Annotated in this window: 16 protein-coding genes; 6 read left to right on the top strand and 10 right to left on the bottom strand. The window is 37.7% G+C overall.

Annotated features, from left to right (window positions below; translation table 11 throughout):
• Positions 1 to 3 precede the first annotated feature (3 nt).
• The 5 genes from R4Z10_RS17610 to fabL all read right to left on the bottom strand — a co-directional run bounded on the left by R4Z10_RS17610 (position 4) and on the right by fabL (position 4,965).
• On the bottom strand, positions 4 to 1,749 hold the full coding sequence (locus R4Z10_RS17610; protein ID WP_338470579.1) for an ABC transporter ATP-binding protein: 1,746 nt from the start codon (positions 1,747 to 1,749) through the stop codon (positions 4 to 6).
• A 198-nt stretch (positions 1,750 to 1,947) separates the two neighbouring features.
• Complete coding sequence (locus R4Z10_RS17615; protein WP_338470580.1) at positions 1,948 to 2,478, bottom strand: DUF402 domain-containing protein; 531 nt, start codon at positions 2,476 to 2,478, stop codon at positions 1,948 to 1,950.
• Between the two features lie 371 nt (positions 2,479 to 2,849).
• Entirely contained in the window at positions 2,850 to 3,104 is a 255-nt protein-coding gene (locus R4Z10_RS17620) for a YgaB family protein (protein WP_338473272.1), read from the bottom strand.
• A gap of 742 nt (positions 3,105 to 3,846) precedes the next feature.
• Positions 3,847 to 4,140, bottom strand: a complete 294-nt coding sequence (locus R4Z10_RS17625; RefSeq protein ID WP_338470581.1) for a gamma-type small acid-soluble spore protein — start codon at positions 4,138 to 4,140, stop codon at positions 3,847 to 3,849.
• A gap of 81 nt (positions 4,141 to 4,221) precedes the next feature.
• The gene (fabL, locus tag R4Z10_RS17630) at positions 4,222 to 4,965 is read right to left on the bottom strand and encodes an enoyl-[acyl-carrier-protein] reductase FabL (protein ID WP_338470582.1); all 744 of its coding nucleotides are present in this window, start codon (positions 4,963 to 4,965) and stop codon (positions 4,222 to 4,224) included.
• 327 nt (positions 4,966 to 5,292) lie between these two features.
• On the opposite strand from fabL, the gene R4Z10_RS17635 reads away from it, so the two are divergent.
• Complete coding sequence (locus R4Z10_RS17635) at positions 5,293 to 5,526, top strand: hypothetical protein (protein ID WP_338470583.1); 234 nt, start codon at positions 5,293 to 5,295, stop codon at positions 5,524 to 5,526.
• A gap of 515 nt (positions 5,527 to 6,041) precedes the next feature.
• Here R4Z10_RS17635 and mutY read toward each other — a convergent pair.
• On the bottom strand, positions 6,042 to 7,148 hold the full coding sequence (gene mutY / locus R4Z10_RS17640) for an A/G-specific adenine glycosylase (protein ID WP_338470584.1): 1,107 nt from the start codon (positions 7,146 to 7,148) through the stop codon (positions 6,042 to 6,044).
• A gap of 169 nt (positions 7,149 to 7,317) precedes the next feature.
• Here mutY and R4Z10_RS17645 point away from each other — a divergent pair, with 169 nt between their 5' ends.
• Together R4Z10_RS17645 and R4Z10_RS17650 are read left to right on the top strand one after the other, a co-directional pair.
• Positions 7,318 to 8,298 carry a metal-dependent hydrolase gene (locus tag R4Z10_RS17645; RefSeq protein WP_338470585.1) on the top strand — a complete coding sequence of 327 codons (981 nt, stop codon included), beginning with the start codon at positions 7,318 to 7,320 and terminating at the stop codon, positions 8,296 to 8,298.
• A gap of 181 nt (positions 8,299 to 8,479) precedes the next feature.
• Positions 8,480 to 8,653, top strand: coding sequence for a small, acid-soluble spore protein K (locus R4Z10_RS17650; protein WP_338470586.1), 174 nt, complete (start codon positions 8,480 to 8,482; stop codon positions 8,651 to 8,653).
• Between the two features lie 283 nt (positions 8,654 to 8,936).
• Here the strand turns inward: R4Z10_RS17650 and R4Z10_RS17655 are convergent, their stop codons facing one another.
• Together R4Z10_RS17655 and recX are read right to left on the bottom strand one after the other, a co-directional pair.
• Positions 8,937 to 9,263 (bottom strand): YfhH family protein, encoded by a 327-nt coding sequence (locus tag R4Z10_RS17655; RefSeq protein WP_338470587.1) that lies wholly within the window; start codon positions 9,261 to 9,263, stop codon positions 8,937 to 8,939.
• Between the two features lie 73 nt (positions 9,264 to 9,336).
• Entirely contained in the window at positions 9,337 to 10,149 is an 813-nt protein-coding gene (gene recX / locus R4Z10_RS17660) for a recombination regulator RecX (RefSeq protein WP_338470588.1), read from the bottom strand.
• Positions 10,150 to 10,490: 341 nt separating this feature from the next.
• On the opposite strand from recX, the gene R4Z10_RS17665 reads away from it, so the two are divergent.
• From R4Z10_RS17665 to R4Z10_RS17675, 3 genes are all read left to right on the top strand, one after another.
• Positions 10,491 to 10,622 carry a YfhE family protein gene (locus tag R4Z10_RS17665; RefSeq protein ID WP_338470589.1) on the top strand — a complete coding sequence of 44 codons (132 nt, stop codon included), beginning with the start codon at positions 10,491 to 10,493 and terminating at the stop codon, positions 10,620 to 10,622.
• Between the two features lie 284 nt (positions 10,623 to 10,906).
• Positions 10,907 to 11,083, top strand: coding sequence for a YfhD family protein (locus R4Z10_RS17670; RefSeq protein WP_338470590.1), 177 nt, complete (start codon positions 10,907 to 10,909; stop codon positions 11,081 to 11,083).
• A 249-nt stretch (positions 11,084 to 11,332) separates the two neighbouring features.
• Positions 11,333 to 11,482, top strand: a complete 150-nt coding sequence (locus tag R4Z10_RS17675) for a YfhD family protein (protein ID WP_338470591.1) — start codon at positions 11,333 to 11,335, stop codon at positions 11,480 to 11,482.
• Between the two features lie 234 nt (positions 11,483 to 11,716).
• Here R4Z10_RS17675 and R4Z10_RS17680 read toward each other — a convergent pair whose 3' ends face one another.
• Together R4Z10_RS17680 and R4Z10_RS17685 are read right to left on the bottom strand one after the other, a co-directional pair.
• Positions 11,717 to 12,964 (bottom strand): bifunctional diguanylate cyclase/phosphodiesterase, encoded by a 1,248-nt coding sequence (locus R4Z10_RS17680; RefSeq protein WP_338470592.1) that lies wholly within the window; start codon positions 12,962 to 12,964, stop codon positions 11,717 to 11,719.
• 32 nt (positions 12,965 to 12,996) lie between these two features.
• Positions 12,997 to 14,232: an MASE3 domain-containing protein gene (locus R4Z10_RS17685; protein WP_338470593.1), complete on the bottom strand. Its 1,236-nt coding sequence runs from the start codon at positions 14,230 to 14,232 to the stop codon at positions 12,997 to 12,999.
• Positions 14,233 to 14,342: the final 110 nt, after the last annotated feature.

The following is a 14,342-nucleotide window of genomic DNA, read 5'->3' on the forward strand; positions in this document are numbered from 1 at the left end:
TTTCTAATGTTCAAGCTGTTGCACTTGAAACAATTTATAGTAATGGCCTTTTAAAGCCATTAATTCTTCATGGCTTCCCATTTCGACAATCCCCCCATGTTCGATTAGAACGATGCGGTCGGCATGTGTAATTGTAGATAGCCGATGGGCGACAATAAAGGTTGTCCGATCTTTTGCAAGTTTATCAAGCGCCTCTTGGATTAAATGTTCACTTTCTAAGTCTAGGGCAGATGTGGCTTCATCAAGGACAAGGATCGGTGGATTTTTCAAAACGACTCGGGCAATTGCAATTCTTTGCTTTTGTCCGCCAGAAAGCTTTACACCTCGCTCCCCCACTTTCGTGTCATAGCCCTCAGGGAGATTCAAAATAAACTCATGGGCATTCGCAGCTTTTGCGGCTGCGATTACTTCCTCATCACTTGCCGCTGGGTTCCCGAGTAGTATGTTTTCTTTTACGGATTCACTAAATAAAATACTATCTTGGAGAACCATCCCGATTTTATCTCGTAACGTTCGAACTTTAAATTGGCGAATATCAGTTCCATCTAATAAAATTCTACCACTGGTTACGTCATAGAACCTTGGTATTAAACTAACTAGAGAGGACTTCCCACCGCCGCTCATTCCGACTAGCGCGACTTTCTCCCCTTTTTTCACATCTAAATTAACATTTTTCAAAACTTCGTCCCCGTCATTGTAAGCAAAATCAACATTGTCAAACACAATATGACCCTTCACATCTTTACATTCGATCGAATTTGGTTTATCTTCAATATCGTATTTTACATCAATAAATTCGAACACACGGTCCATCGAGGCAAAGGACTGTGTTAATGTGGTCGAGGAATTTACCAATCGTCTTAATGGATTATATAGGCGGTCAATGTAAGCAATGAATGCCACCATTGCACCAACGGTTAAGTCGCCTTGCAATACTAGATAACCGGATACACCAATCACTAGAAGCGGAGCTATATCCGTAATCGTGTTGACGACCGCAAAGGATTTGGCATTCCATTTTGTGTGGTCAATGGCTTTTGTTAAAAAGTTCTTATTCACATCATCAAACTTAGTTTGTTCAAAATCTTCAATCGCAAAACTTTTAATCACAGGCATTCCAGCAACCCGTTCATGTAAATAACTTTGTACCTCTGCTAAGGCTTGCGAACGCTTTTTTGTTAGACTTCGTAAATTACCGAAAAAATACTTAATAGAAAAGATATAAAATGGCATTAAAATAAGCGAGACAAAAGTTAACTTAACATCCATCGTAAACATAATCGCAATCGCAATAATGATCGTTGCTAAATCAAGCCAGACATTCATTAAGCCAGTTACAACAAAGGTCTTCGTTTGCTCAACATCATTAATGACTCGCGAAATCACTTCGCCTGTTTTTGTATTAGAGTAAAATTTAAAGCTGAGCTTTTGAATATGGGTGAAAAGTCGATCACGAATATCGTACAAAATTTTACTTGACGTCCATTGTGCATAATATTGACGATAATATTCAATCGGTGGTCGCAAAACCACAAAAATAAAAAGCATAATAGAAATGATCCATACCAATCCATCAATTTTATCGCTTTTAGTTAAAGCATCGTTGTCGATAATGTCATCCAAAACGTATTTGATCAACAAGGGAATCAATAAGGGAATGGCAAATTTGATCACCCCGATGATGACGGTTACAATGATTTGGAGGCGGTATGGTTTAACAAAATGTAGATAACGTTTAATACTATCCAAGTTTCCCCCCACCTAACATAGTTTCTAATATTAGTGTATATCTAAAAAGATCTTACGACAAATAAAAAGAAGCTGTCCCATAAGGCATCTGGCGTCTACAATATCTAGCGTTTATTAGACACAGATATTGCCTAACAGCGGCCTGACACCTCTACCTTTGAGACAGCCTCTTTAAAGGAAACAACTTGCTCTCTACATTTAACTTCTATAAGTTAAGTACCTTTCATACCAAATATCAATAAAGTCTGCTGCAAAAGGACCTTTTCGCTGACGAATCCATTGAATTAAGGTATCAACATTGGCTTTTAGTATCGAATCAATCACGTCAGGATAATTCATTTCTATTCGATGCCGTTCATACTCATCTTCATCAAGTAAATGAAAGGTCATGTCAGGAAATACTTTAATGTCTAAATCATAATCAATGTATTTGATGGCTTCCCCATCATAAATAAATGGCGAACTCAAATTACAATAATAGTAAATCCCATCTTCACGTAACATTCCAATAATATTAAACCAATGTTGGGAATGGAAATAAGTAATAGCCGGTTCTCTCGTTACCCACGTTCTCCCATCTGATTCAGTAACAACCGTGCGGTCATTTCCGCCAATTACTAAATTTTGTGTTCCCTTTAACACCATGGTTTCGTCCCAAACGCGATGAATATGCCCATTATGTTTAAAGCTATGAATTTGTACTGGTTCACCTTCGATGGGTACGCCCATTTTTTCCCCTACTTTCGTTTCCGGACACTTTGCAACCTAAGCATTGTTTGTATATAATTGAATTCACCTGCCGAATTTACGCCCGGATTAATCCTCGCGCTCGCACGATAAAAATCCGTGGCATCCGCCGCAGGCTCCACTTTATTCAGACAAGGTTTCATACCGCCGAATCAACCCTTTAACATCCATCTTCTTTTTTATAGAAGAAAGGGACTCTTTCTGAATGAAGTGAAAAAATTACTCCTCTTATTATAGGTAACAAAGAACAATTCCTATTGATATTATATATTATAACGGTTTATGCTGAATTTTAAAACAAAACAACCATTGAAATTCTATCAATGGTTGCTTATTAAGCAATAAACTCATGATTATCCAGTTGTTACACCAATTCCCTGGTAAGAACGAATAACCTCTTCCGTCTGGATTTCAAATTTCTGTTGAATATCTTTTAATTCTTCTCTCATCTTTAAAATCTCAAGTTGGACATTTTCCGCTTGGGAGGCCTGTTGTAATTCTTGTAGCTGTTTCTGAATTTCCTCGCATCTTTCTAATTCACTCTGCAAAAATAAGAGCCGATCCATTGTTCTTATTTGTTCTGCCACTAAACGATTGAATTCTTGCAACCATACCACCGCCTATATAAGATCAAGTTCGCCCGTCGAATTTGTGTCCGGATTTTTATCACGCTCATGGAGCCACATCCTGTGGCTTCGCCTGACTAGGACGTCCTGTCCGTCGTCGAGGTCGCTCGATAAAGTGAAACTTCCATCAGTGGGGGTTTTCTTTCATCCCCCACTGATGGTTAGTTGAGGCCAGCAGCATGCTGGTCACGCAGACGTTACCGTAGGCGTATTTAGTCTGTGTTCAGCTTTCGGAGCTTTACGGGCAGTTGATCCCCCACCTATCTTCTTTTATTTTTTTCAGAATCTTGAGGTGGGGGTCTTACTGCCCGTTAAGCCTGATAAATTACCCCTAAAAAAATCCCAGACATCCGCGGAGGCTTAACTTCATTCAGCCTGGGTTTGAACCCCCACCGAATCGAAGAGTAATTTGCACTCATCACTTACTTTTAAAAGTGGAGGATACATGCTGAATGAGGTTAAAAAGGAAAGGCGCCTTGTAAGTTGGCGCAAAGGAGCTAGGTTCCCCCAACCTCCAATAAGTATGTGATTAATTTATTTTTATTTTAAAATTGCTTTATTATGTATTCGTCCTCTTTCGTTCACTTTCCTTTGATGAAAAAAAAGAACTTTTGTCGAAATTGAATCTTTTTTTAAAATCAGTTTATTTCCCATTAACTTTATCACTTTTTAAACACAGAGAAGGCACCCTTCCGATTAAAGAGTGCCTTCACCATGAATCTTGTTATTGTTGTTGTTGTCCGCCAAATTGACCAGAGTTTTTCGCTTTGTTCGCTTCAGCTTGTTGGTTTTGTTGTCTTACTTCTTGAACATCTGTTTCACTAGCAAATTCAGTGCCAAATTGTCCAGATTGACCAACTTGACCTTGACGTGCAGATTGAGCGTTTTGACGTCTCACTTCTTGAACGTTTGTTTCGCTAGCAAATTCAGTTCCGAATTGTCCAGCACCCGCAGATTGAGCGTTTTGTTGTCTTACTGTCTGAATGTTAGTTCCAGTTTGAGTTTGTCTGTTTGCCATTGTAATCACCTCCACGAACTTAATTTGTCCTAGCTCGCGGAAAACTATCCTAGCAAAAATATTTTTATTTATTGGAACTATTTAAACTAATAATGAAATTCCACCATCTACAATTATCGTTTGCCCCCGAATCATACTTGCCTTGTCCGATAATAAAAACATGATCGTATTAACCATATCATCTATCGAGACCATTCGACCTGCTGGTGTATTTTGAGCCGCCTCAGCAAGTAGCTCTTTCCGATTTGGAAAATGCTTGAGTGCTTCCGTGTCAACAACACCACCGGAAACCGCGTTTACAACAATATTTTTACTAGCTAATTCCACAGCTAAATATCGTGTTAAAGCTTCCAATGCTGCTTTGGATACACCTACAACCGTGTAATTTTCAATATAACGAATAGAGCCTAGAGAGCTGATGCTGACAATTTTTCCTCCTTGATCCATTAATTTAGCTGCTTCCTGGGCACAAAATAAAAGCGCCTTGCTGTTAATATTCATCGTCCAATCCCAATGTGATTCTTCTAGTTCCATAATTGGCCGTTGAACCCCTGATGCGGCATTATTAACAAATACATCTAATCGGCCAAACTCTCTCTTTATTTCTTGGAACAGATGTTTAATTTTATCGACATCTCCAACATTAGCTTTAACAATAAAGGCTCTTCTTCCTAGTGCTTCGATTTCAGCTGCAGTTTCCTGTGCTTTTGATTTGCTGCGTGCATAGTTGATAACGACGTCGTATCCTTCTTTTGCCAAACAAAGAGCAGTCGCTTTGCCAATTCCACGGCTTGAACCTGTTACTAGCGCAACTTTTTGAGTCATGATTTAATCCCTCTTTACTATAAAGTGAAACTTCCATCAGTGGGGGTTTTCTTTCTTCCCCCACTGATGGTTAGTTGAAGCCAGCAGCATGCTGGTCACGCAGACGTTGCCGTAGGCGTATTTAGTCTGTGTTCAACTTTCGGAGCTTTACGGGCAGTTGATCCCCCACCTATCTTCTTTTATTTTACTCAGAATCTTGAGGTGGGTGTCTTACTGCCCGTTATGCCAGATAAATTCCATTCATTTTAACTTTTTCATGTATAGATGACAATGAGGTTAAGGAAAATAAGGATGAATCTATGTATGATAGAGAAAGGAAGAAAAAACATGTATACCGGTAGAGACATGACAGAACTTTCTATGATGGCCAAATCAGATTGGCAAGACAATGAGTTAACCTATTTTCACCATTCATTTCAACAAACTTTGCCCTATTTAAATGTGGAAGGACAGTCGATTTACAGAGAGATTGTTGAAGAAATTACCAATCGTGGTGGTTTGAAAGCAACAGAAGCAAGCCTGCTTGAGGGACCGACAATGGTCGAAGGCGATATATTATAAAGAAGACCTTTAGTAACTAATTTCACAGGATTTTGGTCTTCATTAGGGCTATGAAGACCTTTTATTCTGGGCTTACCCCCGTTTGTGGTCTTCATCAGAGCTATGAAGACCTTTTATTCTGAGCTTACCCACAGTTTGGGTCTTCATTAGAGCTATGAAGACCTTTTATTCTGAGCTTACCCACAGTTTGGGTCTTCATCAGAGCTATGAAGACCTTTTATTCTGGGCTTACCCCCAGTTTTGGTCTTCATCAGAGCATTGAAGACCTTTTATTCTGAGTTTTACCTCAGTTTTGGTCTTCATCAGAGCTATGAAGACCTTTTATTCAGGGCTTACCCCAGCTTTTGGTTTTCATATGCCTTATGAAGACCTTTTATTCCTAGTCTTCATCCGTTATGGGTCTTTACCAGCTTGATCAAGTCCCTTTTTACACCTCTATTAAGCAATTTGAGTCTTAGCATTCTTTATAAAGCTGTTCTGTCATCCGATTTTTTACAGAATAACTCCCCACAGGATCAATCTATAATCTCATTTTCGTAATATTCTTTCATGATCTTGTTATGGGATACCGGAAATGGAAATTGTTTAATTTCCTCAGAATCAACCAATTTCAAGTCATCGCGCTCTTCCAACAAAGAAAGCAATTCCCCTTCATACACATGAATTTTCCAAATTAAATGGGAAAATACATGATCGATTTCACCGACCATCTTTCCAAACTCTACCTCGGCTCCATACTCTGTCCGTAACATTTCCTCTAACTGCTTTTTCTCCGATTCAAAAGGTAACAGGATTTCCATATTAGGAAATTCCCATAGATTTGCTAACAAACCTGTATCCGCCCGCTTATGAATCAGCGTTCGACCTTGACTATCTTTTAGCACAACAGCAGCCATTAACTGTGCGCGTTGTTTTTTTCCTTTAGTTTTTACAGGTAGCTCGTTCTGTACCCCTTCATCAAAACCAATACAATGATCCCGAACAGGGCATAGTAAACAAGATGGAGAAGTTGGTGTACAAACAATCGCTCCAAGTTCCATTAAAGCCTGGTTAAAAAAGGACGGATTTTCACGAGAAATTAATTCACGGACTGCTTCCTCAAAGGTCTTTCGAGTGGCCGCTTTGGCGATATCCTCAGTAATATAAAGAATCCGTGACAACACACGCATAACATTCCCATCAACAGCAGGTTCTGGAATTCCATAAGCTATACTTAAAATCGCACCAGCCGTATAAGGTCCTACCCCTTTTAAGGAAGATATTTCTTTCGGATTATCAGGAACTTGGCCTCCATACCTTTCTTGAACTTCTTTAACAGCACTGTGTAAATTCCGTGCTCGTGAATAATACCCAAGACCTTCCCAAGCTTTTAACACTTTTTCTTCTTCAGCAGAAGATAAAGCTTCTATCGTAGGGAATTGTTCGATAAAGCGATTAAAATAAGGGATCACCGTGTCTACTCGGGTTTGTTGCAGCATGATTTCAGAAACCCACACTTTGTATGGGTCTTGATCTTTTCGCCATGGTAAATCTCGTTGTTCTTCTTGGAACCATCCGATTAAATCATGTCTAAATTGTTGTTTGTTTATATACTTAAGATGTTTCAAGCTATCTTTTGCCAATTATAAGCCCTCCATGGTCGTCCAAACATTTTCATAAAAAATACATATTTTATACAGTAATTAATGGGAATTTTTGTTATAATAAACATGAGTATAATGTTAGTTATTAAAGTCATAAATAATGATGAGACATTTCACTCGGAAAATCCAACGTTAAGGAGGTCCTTCTTTGGACACTGGTACACACGTCGTTATGGGTCTTGCCCTTGGTGGTCTGGCAACTCTTGATCCGGTTGTCGCCCAAGATTCAACCACTGCAACAGCTGTATTGATTTCTGTTATCGTTGGCTCACAAGCTCCAGACATTGACACTATTTTAAAATTAAAAAATAATGCGGTTTATATTAGAAATCACCGTGGGATTACTCATTCCATTCCCGCAGTCATTCTATGGCCTCTTGTTATTACTGGTGTCGTTTACGCTTTTCTACCAGAAGCAAACTTATTGCATTTGTGGTTATGGACATTCCTAGCTGTGTTTCTCCATGTGTTTGTAGATATATTTAACGCATACGGAACGCAAGCACTAAGGCCCTTCTCCCATAAATGGGTGGCATTAGGGGTCATTAATACATTTGATCCGATTATTTTCGGACTACATGTTGTTGGTTTATTATTATGGGGATTCGGAGCAGATCCTGGGTATACATTTATCGCGGTGTATGCAGTATTAGTTGCTTATTATATCATACGATTCATCGCAAGAAATAAAGTATACAAACAGATTAAAATTTTAATTCCGGATGCAACGGAAATTATTATATCGCCTACATTAAGATTTCATCAATGGAAAATTGCTGTCATGAACGACCAACAATTTTTCGTTGGACGATCGGAAAATAATCAAGTGCAAATTCTTGATCAATTTAACCGAGTGGCAATTCCAGAAACACCTGTATTAGAAGCGGCTAAAAAGGACAATAATTTGTCCGCATTCCTCTCTTTTTCACCTGTTTATCGCTGGGAAGTAGATGAATTTGATCACTCTTATGAAGTTCGCTTTATTGACTTAAGATATCGAAGCAAAGATTACTATCCATTTGTTGCTGTTGTTCAATTGGATTCTAAGTTAAATATTATTAATTCCTATACTGGCTGGATATTCAGTGAGGAAAAATTGCGAAGAAAATTAGATATACTGCCTAACTAAATGATGTCTTTCAGGACATCATTTTTTTTTGCCAGTAGTTCACATTCGTTCCAAATAATAAACTTCATTTTTCAACATAGGTTTTTATAAAGAAACCTATACTATCTTTACATGGTCATTAAAGTAAATAGACTTTCATGATCATGATTCATTTATTACCGCATATAGGAGGTCTCAATTCATGCGAAATAAAGTAACCAATTTCCCTAACCAAAGTGGTCAAAAATTTGAGGGAGAACCTCGTGCAAAAGCGGAATATGCATCACGAAGAGCGGATGGAACAATCAATACACACCCACAAGAAAGAATGCGCGCGTCAACTAATCGTGAAAGTGACACATCCGAATTATTTTAACTTCATTCAGCAAAAGTTCTCCACTGCTATTAACGGTGGTTAGGAGTTATGGATCTAACTCCCTGCTGAATGAGTTAAGCATCCGGCGAGCCTTGAAGTTTTTCGAGTATTTTATCTGGAAGCTCAGGCAAATGGACAAGACAGGCTAGTCAGGCTAGAGATAAAGGAGTTTCAAAAGTAAAATTTGGACGCAAAGTCCTCAGGGCGATTTTATAATGATTAAATCCGTCTATACCGAGAATTCCACCAAACATAAATGAGGAGGGCCCAAAGGGACCCCTCCTCATTTTTTCAATTCTTTTAACAGTGAAATCGGTAGAGCCTCTTCTTCTTCACCATTTCGTAAGCGATGCCCCCATGCAAATACACCATTAAGGTATTTGATTTCAAAATAAGCACCTGGATCTCCTTCTATTCCGTAAATTTCTCCTGGTTTAAAATCATCCGGATTCAATAAATAAGCTTTGGCCATGGCCGCTTTTCTTTCTAAAACTGCAAACTCATTAACCATTCCCATTTGCTCTGCTTTTCGCGCCTGTTCATGTAATTTGCCAATTTCCTGCTTTAATTCATACTCACTGCATTCACTGTATCTTTTTACTTCCTCCATCATCCACCATCTCCTTATTCCCTAGTATAAGGAAAGATTTCACCATTGAAAAGAAAATCGCACGCAGCTGGCATTATTCTCGTTCATCGATATTTTCACGAAGATAATCGTCAATCAGATCGAGTGAAAAACCCTTTCGATATAGAGCTGCCTTTATCTTTTGTTTGTAGTTAAAACCTGCCTCATGAGCATATTTTCGTTTGAATTTTTCCCCATGATATTGTATAGCTTGAAGAACCTCATCCTCATTTTTCACTTCTAGCTTGGAAGTAACATCCGTGATCATATGCAATGGATAGCCTTTACGAGTCAGCTTCTGTTCAAGCTTTTTCTTTATTACGAGCTCGGAATCCTTTTTATTTTTGGCCGTCTCTTTTTGACAAATCTTTTCAGCTTTATGGTATTGCTCATCGTAGGTGTATTCCTTGATTGCTTCATCAATAAGAGTTTTTTTTACTCCCTTTTCAAGTAATTCTCTTCTGATGACGAGCGGGCCTTTATCATTCGTATTTTTTTGCGTTCGAACGTAAGATATTGCGTACTGCTCATCATTTAGAAATTGAAATTCATAAAGCTTTAAGATGACCTCCTGGATAACCGGTTCATTAACTTCTTTCTCCTTTAAGTAAATGCGGATCTCATGTTCCGTTCGTATAATTCTCGATAAATACTTAACCGCCATATTATAAGCTTTCCGAATTTCATCTTCATATTGAATTTCTGTTAAGAAAAAGTCATCTAATTCCATGCCTTTTCTTAATTGGAATTTAACTAAAACACCTTCATCCACACTAAAGGCATATTTTTCACCTGTACCATCATCCGTAAAAATATTGTACCGTTCTTTATTTTTTTGCTGAGTAGTGATTTTCGTAATAATCGACATCCACTTCACCTCCACTCTAATTTAGCATAATTACAAGAAAAATCGACAATAAAGTGAAACTTCTATCAGTAGGGGTTTTCTTTCGTCCCTTACGGATGGTTGGTCACGCAGAGCCTGATTGATTTATCTAATGGTTAAAAGCCCAAAGATCAATCTTATTTCACCAATCAGAGTTTTACGCACAGGTGACCCCTACCTATCTTCTTTTATTTTACTCAGAATCTTGAGGTGGGGGGCTTACTGACCATTTTGCTTGAGAAAGGATAATAAATGATCCAAAAAAAGTATGTTTTACCGTGAATAGGGGAAAATGGGAATGATACATATTCTTGAAAGGCAGGATGATTTTAATGGGAAAAAAAACCGATAAAGAAAAAAGTGCGTTAACAAGTATGCAGGCGGTTACTTATCAACGAGACTTTAAGATGGCAGACAGAGCTGCAGGATTCATGGATCGTAAAGGTAGAAAATAAGCTCTTTTTTCACTGTAAAGGGCTCTTTTCTCAGACATTGTTGCTTATAGTATGAAAAATAGGATGTTTAATCCATTTTTATATTGTGTTTCAAGTTTTATCAGATGAGAAAAGAGCTGCATACTGAATTCAAAGCCCGGAAAAAGCTATGTCCACGTTAAAATCGTTTTAACAACAAACTTTACGAAAACAGCCTTATAAAAATAATATTCCCTTTCAGCTTGAGCATAATAAGGTATGGAGTTTTTTCTCCATACTTTTTTTTATTGAGAGGGGTACCGTAAATGGGCCGTGCACAAGGACATCAAACACGCGATCGAAATAAAAACTCTTTACCGCAAGTACCAAAAAACATGAAAACCGATCGTATGAGTGAAGAATATGCGGAGGAATTACAGAATCAATTAAGTCGAGAAGAACAAGCCTTAGCAAATGCAGCAAACCAACGTAATCAAGGTTAACCTGATAAAAGTAAAAATTCCATCAGTAGGGTTTTCTATCATCCCCCTCTGATGGAAAGCTTTAAACCAGCAGCATGCTGGTCACACAGGCATTGCCGAGGTGTATTTAGTCTGTGTTCATTATTTCGATCTTTACACGCGGTTGCCCCCTACCTATCTTCTTTTATTTACTCAGATTCTTGCGGTCGGGGTCTTACTGCCGGTTAAGCATGATAAAAATACTTGACCTTTAAACGGAGGGATTTACAGATGGCTAAAAGAAAGAAGCAAAATAATATCGAGCCGGCTGGTCTAGATATTGAGTTTTCTCAAGAACTTGCTGATCAAGATGACTTAGAAGCACAAGCAAGAGCTAAAGCTGCAGATGAGCGGGCCAAAGCACGGAATAAAAATAAATAAACTCTACCGTAAAATTTATTAACTGACCTTGTGTGAATAAATTATCCACATTGTTGTTAACAATGTGGATAATTCTTTAAAACAACTGTGAATCAAGGATTTCATTGTCCACATCGTTTGTGAGTAACTATCCCCATTTTTAGGGTGTAATTCTGTGGATAATGTGGATAAACCTGTGGAGTACTTGAAATAAAGGAATTTTAGTTGTTGATAACTTTAAATGGTGCTGGGAACCTAATGAGTGACTTCATATAATAAAAATTCTTTCGTAAATAGTGATTCGAACTCACATGCTGGTACTGGCTTGCTGATTAAATACCCTTGAACCCCGTTACAGTCATTTTCTAATAGAAATTGGGCTTGATCGATTGTTTCTACCCCTTCCGCAAGTAATTCTAACTGTAAATGATGGCCTAACGAAATGATGGTACCAACAATCGCCTTATGTGCTGGGTCTGTTGATAAACTGCGAATAAAGGATTGATCAATTTTTAATTGATCGACTGGAAATTGATAAAGCTTACTGAATGAACTATATCCTGTGCCAAAATCATCAATCGAGATTCTAACCCCTAGATTCTTTAATCTTTTCAACATGACAATCGCTCGATCTACATCCATTGTCATACTCTCGGTGATTTCTAATTCCAGATATTCAGGTTCTAAGGTTGATTGCTCAAGAGCCTGTGCCACCACATCAAGTAAATCTTCTTGAAAGAACTGCCGCATGGATAAATTAACAGAAACCCGCTGGCAATCATAACCTTGATAATGCCATTCTTTCAGTTGCCTGCACGCTTCACCAATTACCCATGTACCAATCCCAACCATTAAACCTGTTTCTTCGGCGAGTGGAATAAATTTTCCAGGGGGAATCAGACCTTTTTCCGGGTACTCCCACCGCACTAATGCCTCAACCCCTATCAACTTCCCTGTCACTAAATGAACTTGCGGTTGATAATAGAGTACCAATTGACGATCAACAATTGCTTTTCTCAAATCATTTTCTAACAATAATTTATTGTAGAACTTTTGATCAGTAGCCTCATAGTAAAATAAGTAAGGGAGATGTTTACTTTTTGCCTCATGAACAGCAATCGTTGCTTTTTGGAAAAATTGGTCGGCAGTCTTGATGTCGTGATTATAAAGGCATATTCCGATCGATCCCTCAATTTGAATTTTAAAGCTTTTCACCCCAAGGGGCTGCTGAATCAAACGATACATATTTTTCGCATGCTCTTCAACGCTCTCATTGTTTCCATTGTTGACATCAATAATCGCAAACTCATCCCCCACCATTCTTGCAACAGTTAATTTATGAGCTTCTCCATATCTTTTCAAGCGATTAGCGATTGTTTCAATAAATGTATTTCCAATATCCGTTCCTAAGGAATCATTAATCGTTCGGAATCGATTTAAATTGACGAGAAGAATGGCTACACTTTGATGCTTGTCCATATGATCGAGAATTCTCTTTAACATTTCTTTTAAAAAGTAGCGGTTATGAAGTCCTGTTAGCTCATCAAAATAGGCAAGTGATTAATCTTATCTTGCGCTTTCATTAAGTCTGTAATATCGCTTAATGAGTAGATGGTATTTTTCAACTTCCCATCTTCTACTAGATTCGTAGAGTTAATTGATAAATAGACTTTCTCCCCATCTCTCCGCGTGAAAAGGTAAAAGCGATCATCATGATTTGGATTCATCACTTGATAATAGTTAACATAATATGGAAATAATTGGGCATCTATTTGTTGAACATGGCCGTTTGTTTCATGAATCGATTTATTCAACATCACGTATTTTTTATAACCTAACATCGTTTCGACAGCATTGTTGGCATATTGAATGATCCCTTTTGAGTCAGAAATTATAATTCCATTAGGAACGGTCTGGATCAGTGTATTCAACTTTCTCTCACTATTAATGAGTGCTGCCCGCATTTCATTTCTTTTAATATAAGGTTCTTCAATCGTTGACGAATAAAGCGCTTTCATAAGAAAGTAATAACCAACTAGCTTATATATATGACCTAGAAAATTATCAATATCATGCACACTTTGATAGAAAGTAAAAAGAATCTCACCAAGCAGCGAAAAACCTACTCCTATAATCAGCATTAAATGTGAGGCTTGCTTGTGTTTACGATATTGCCCAATTAAAACAATGATTAAACAAAAAAAGATGAAACTTACTAAATACTCCAACCCTTTCTTTAAAGGGGTGACCCCAGATCCTTCGATAACTAAAACTGGTAAAAGGTCACCCCATCGATAAACTAGAAAGGCTACAACTAAAACGGAAAGGAATGAAAGTAGAAATACATATGAACGATACTGTCTTTCAATGGCACGATCCTTTTGCATCAAGATGATGAAAAGACCAACGGCCAACAAATATCGAGACACTAACCAAAAATAGGTTGGCCGCTCAACCGAATTTTCCATAATAAAATAAGGCATTCCATTATAAGAAAGAACATGTAGGATATCAATAAGTGCAATACTAAAAAACAAGGCTCCAATGAATAAACGATATCTTGACATCGTATAAGTAAAATACATCCAACCTTGAAGAGCAATCGCAAAAGCAATCGATATGGCCACCAATTCAAGTAAAACATGATAAGACAAATGATTATTTGTGTTATATAATCCCTCGATAGAACCTTTAAAGTAATGAATGTAGAGGAGAAATAGTAACCCTATTAGTAAAATACCGGCCGTTTGCAATTCTCTTTTTCTGTCCACCCGACTAACCCCATTCAGTTTCTTTTCTACAAAATATGACTACATTTTTCAAAAATATCTAAATTCATTATACTTTTAAAATAGTAAAAAAGATATATTTTGTCAATGAA

This window comes from Niallia sp. XMNu-256 (genome assembly GCF_036670015.1).
Classification (GTDB): Bacteria; Bacillota; Bacilli; order Bacillales; family Cytobacillaceae; genus Bacillus_BD.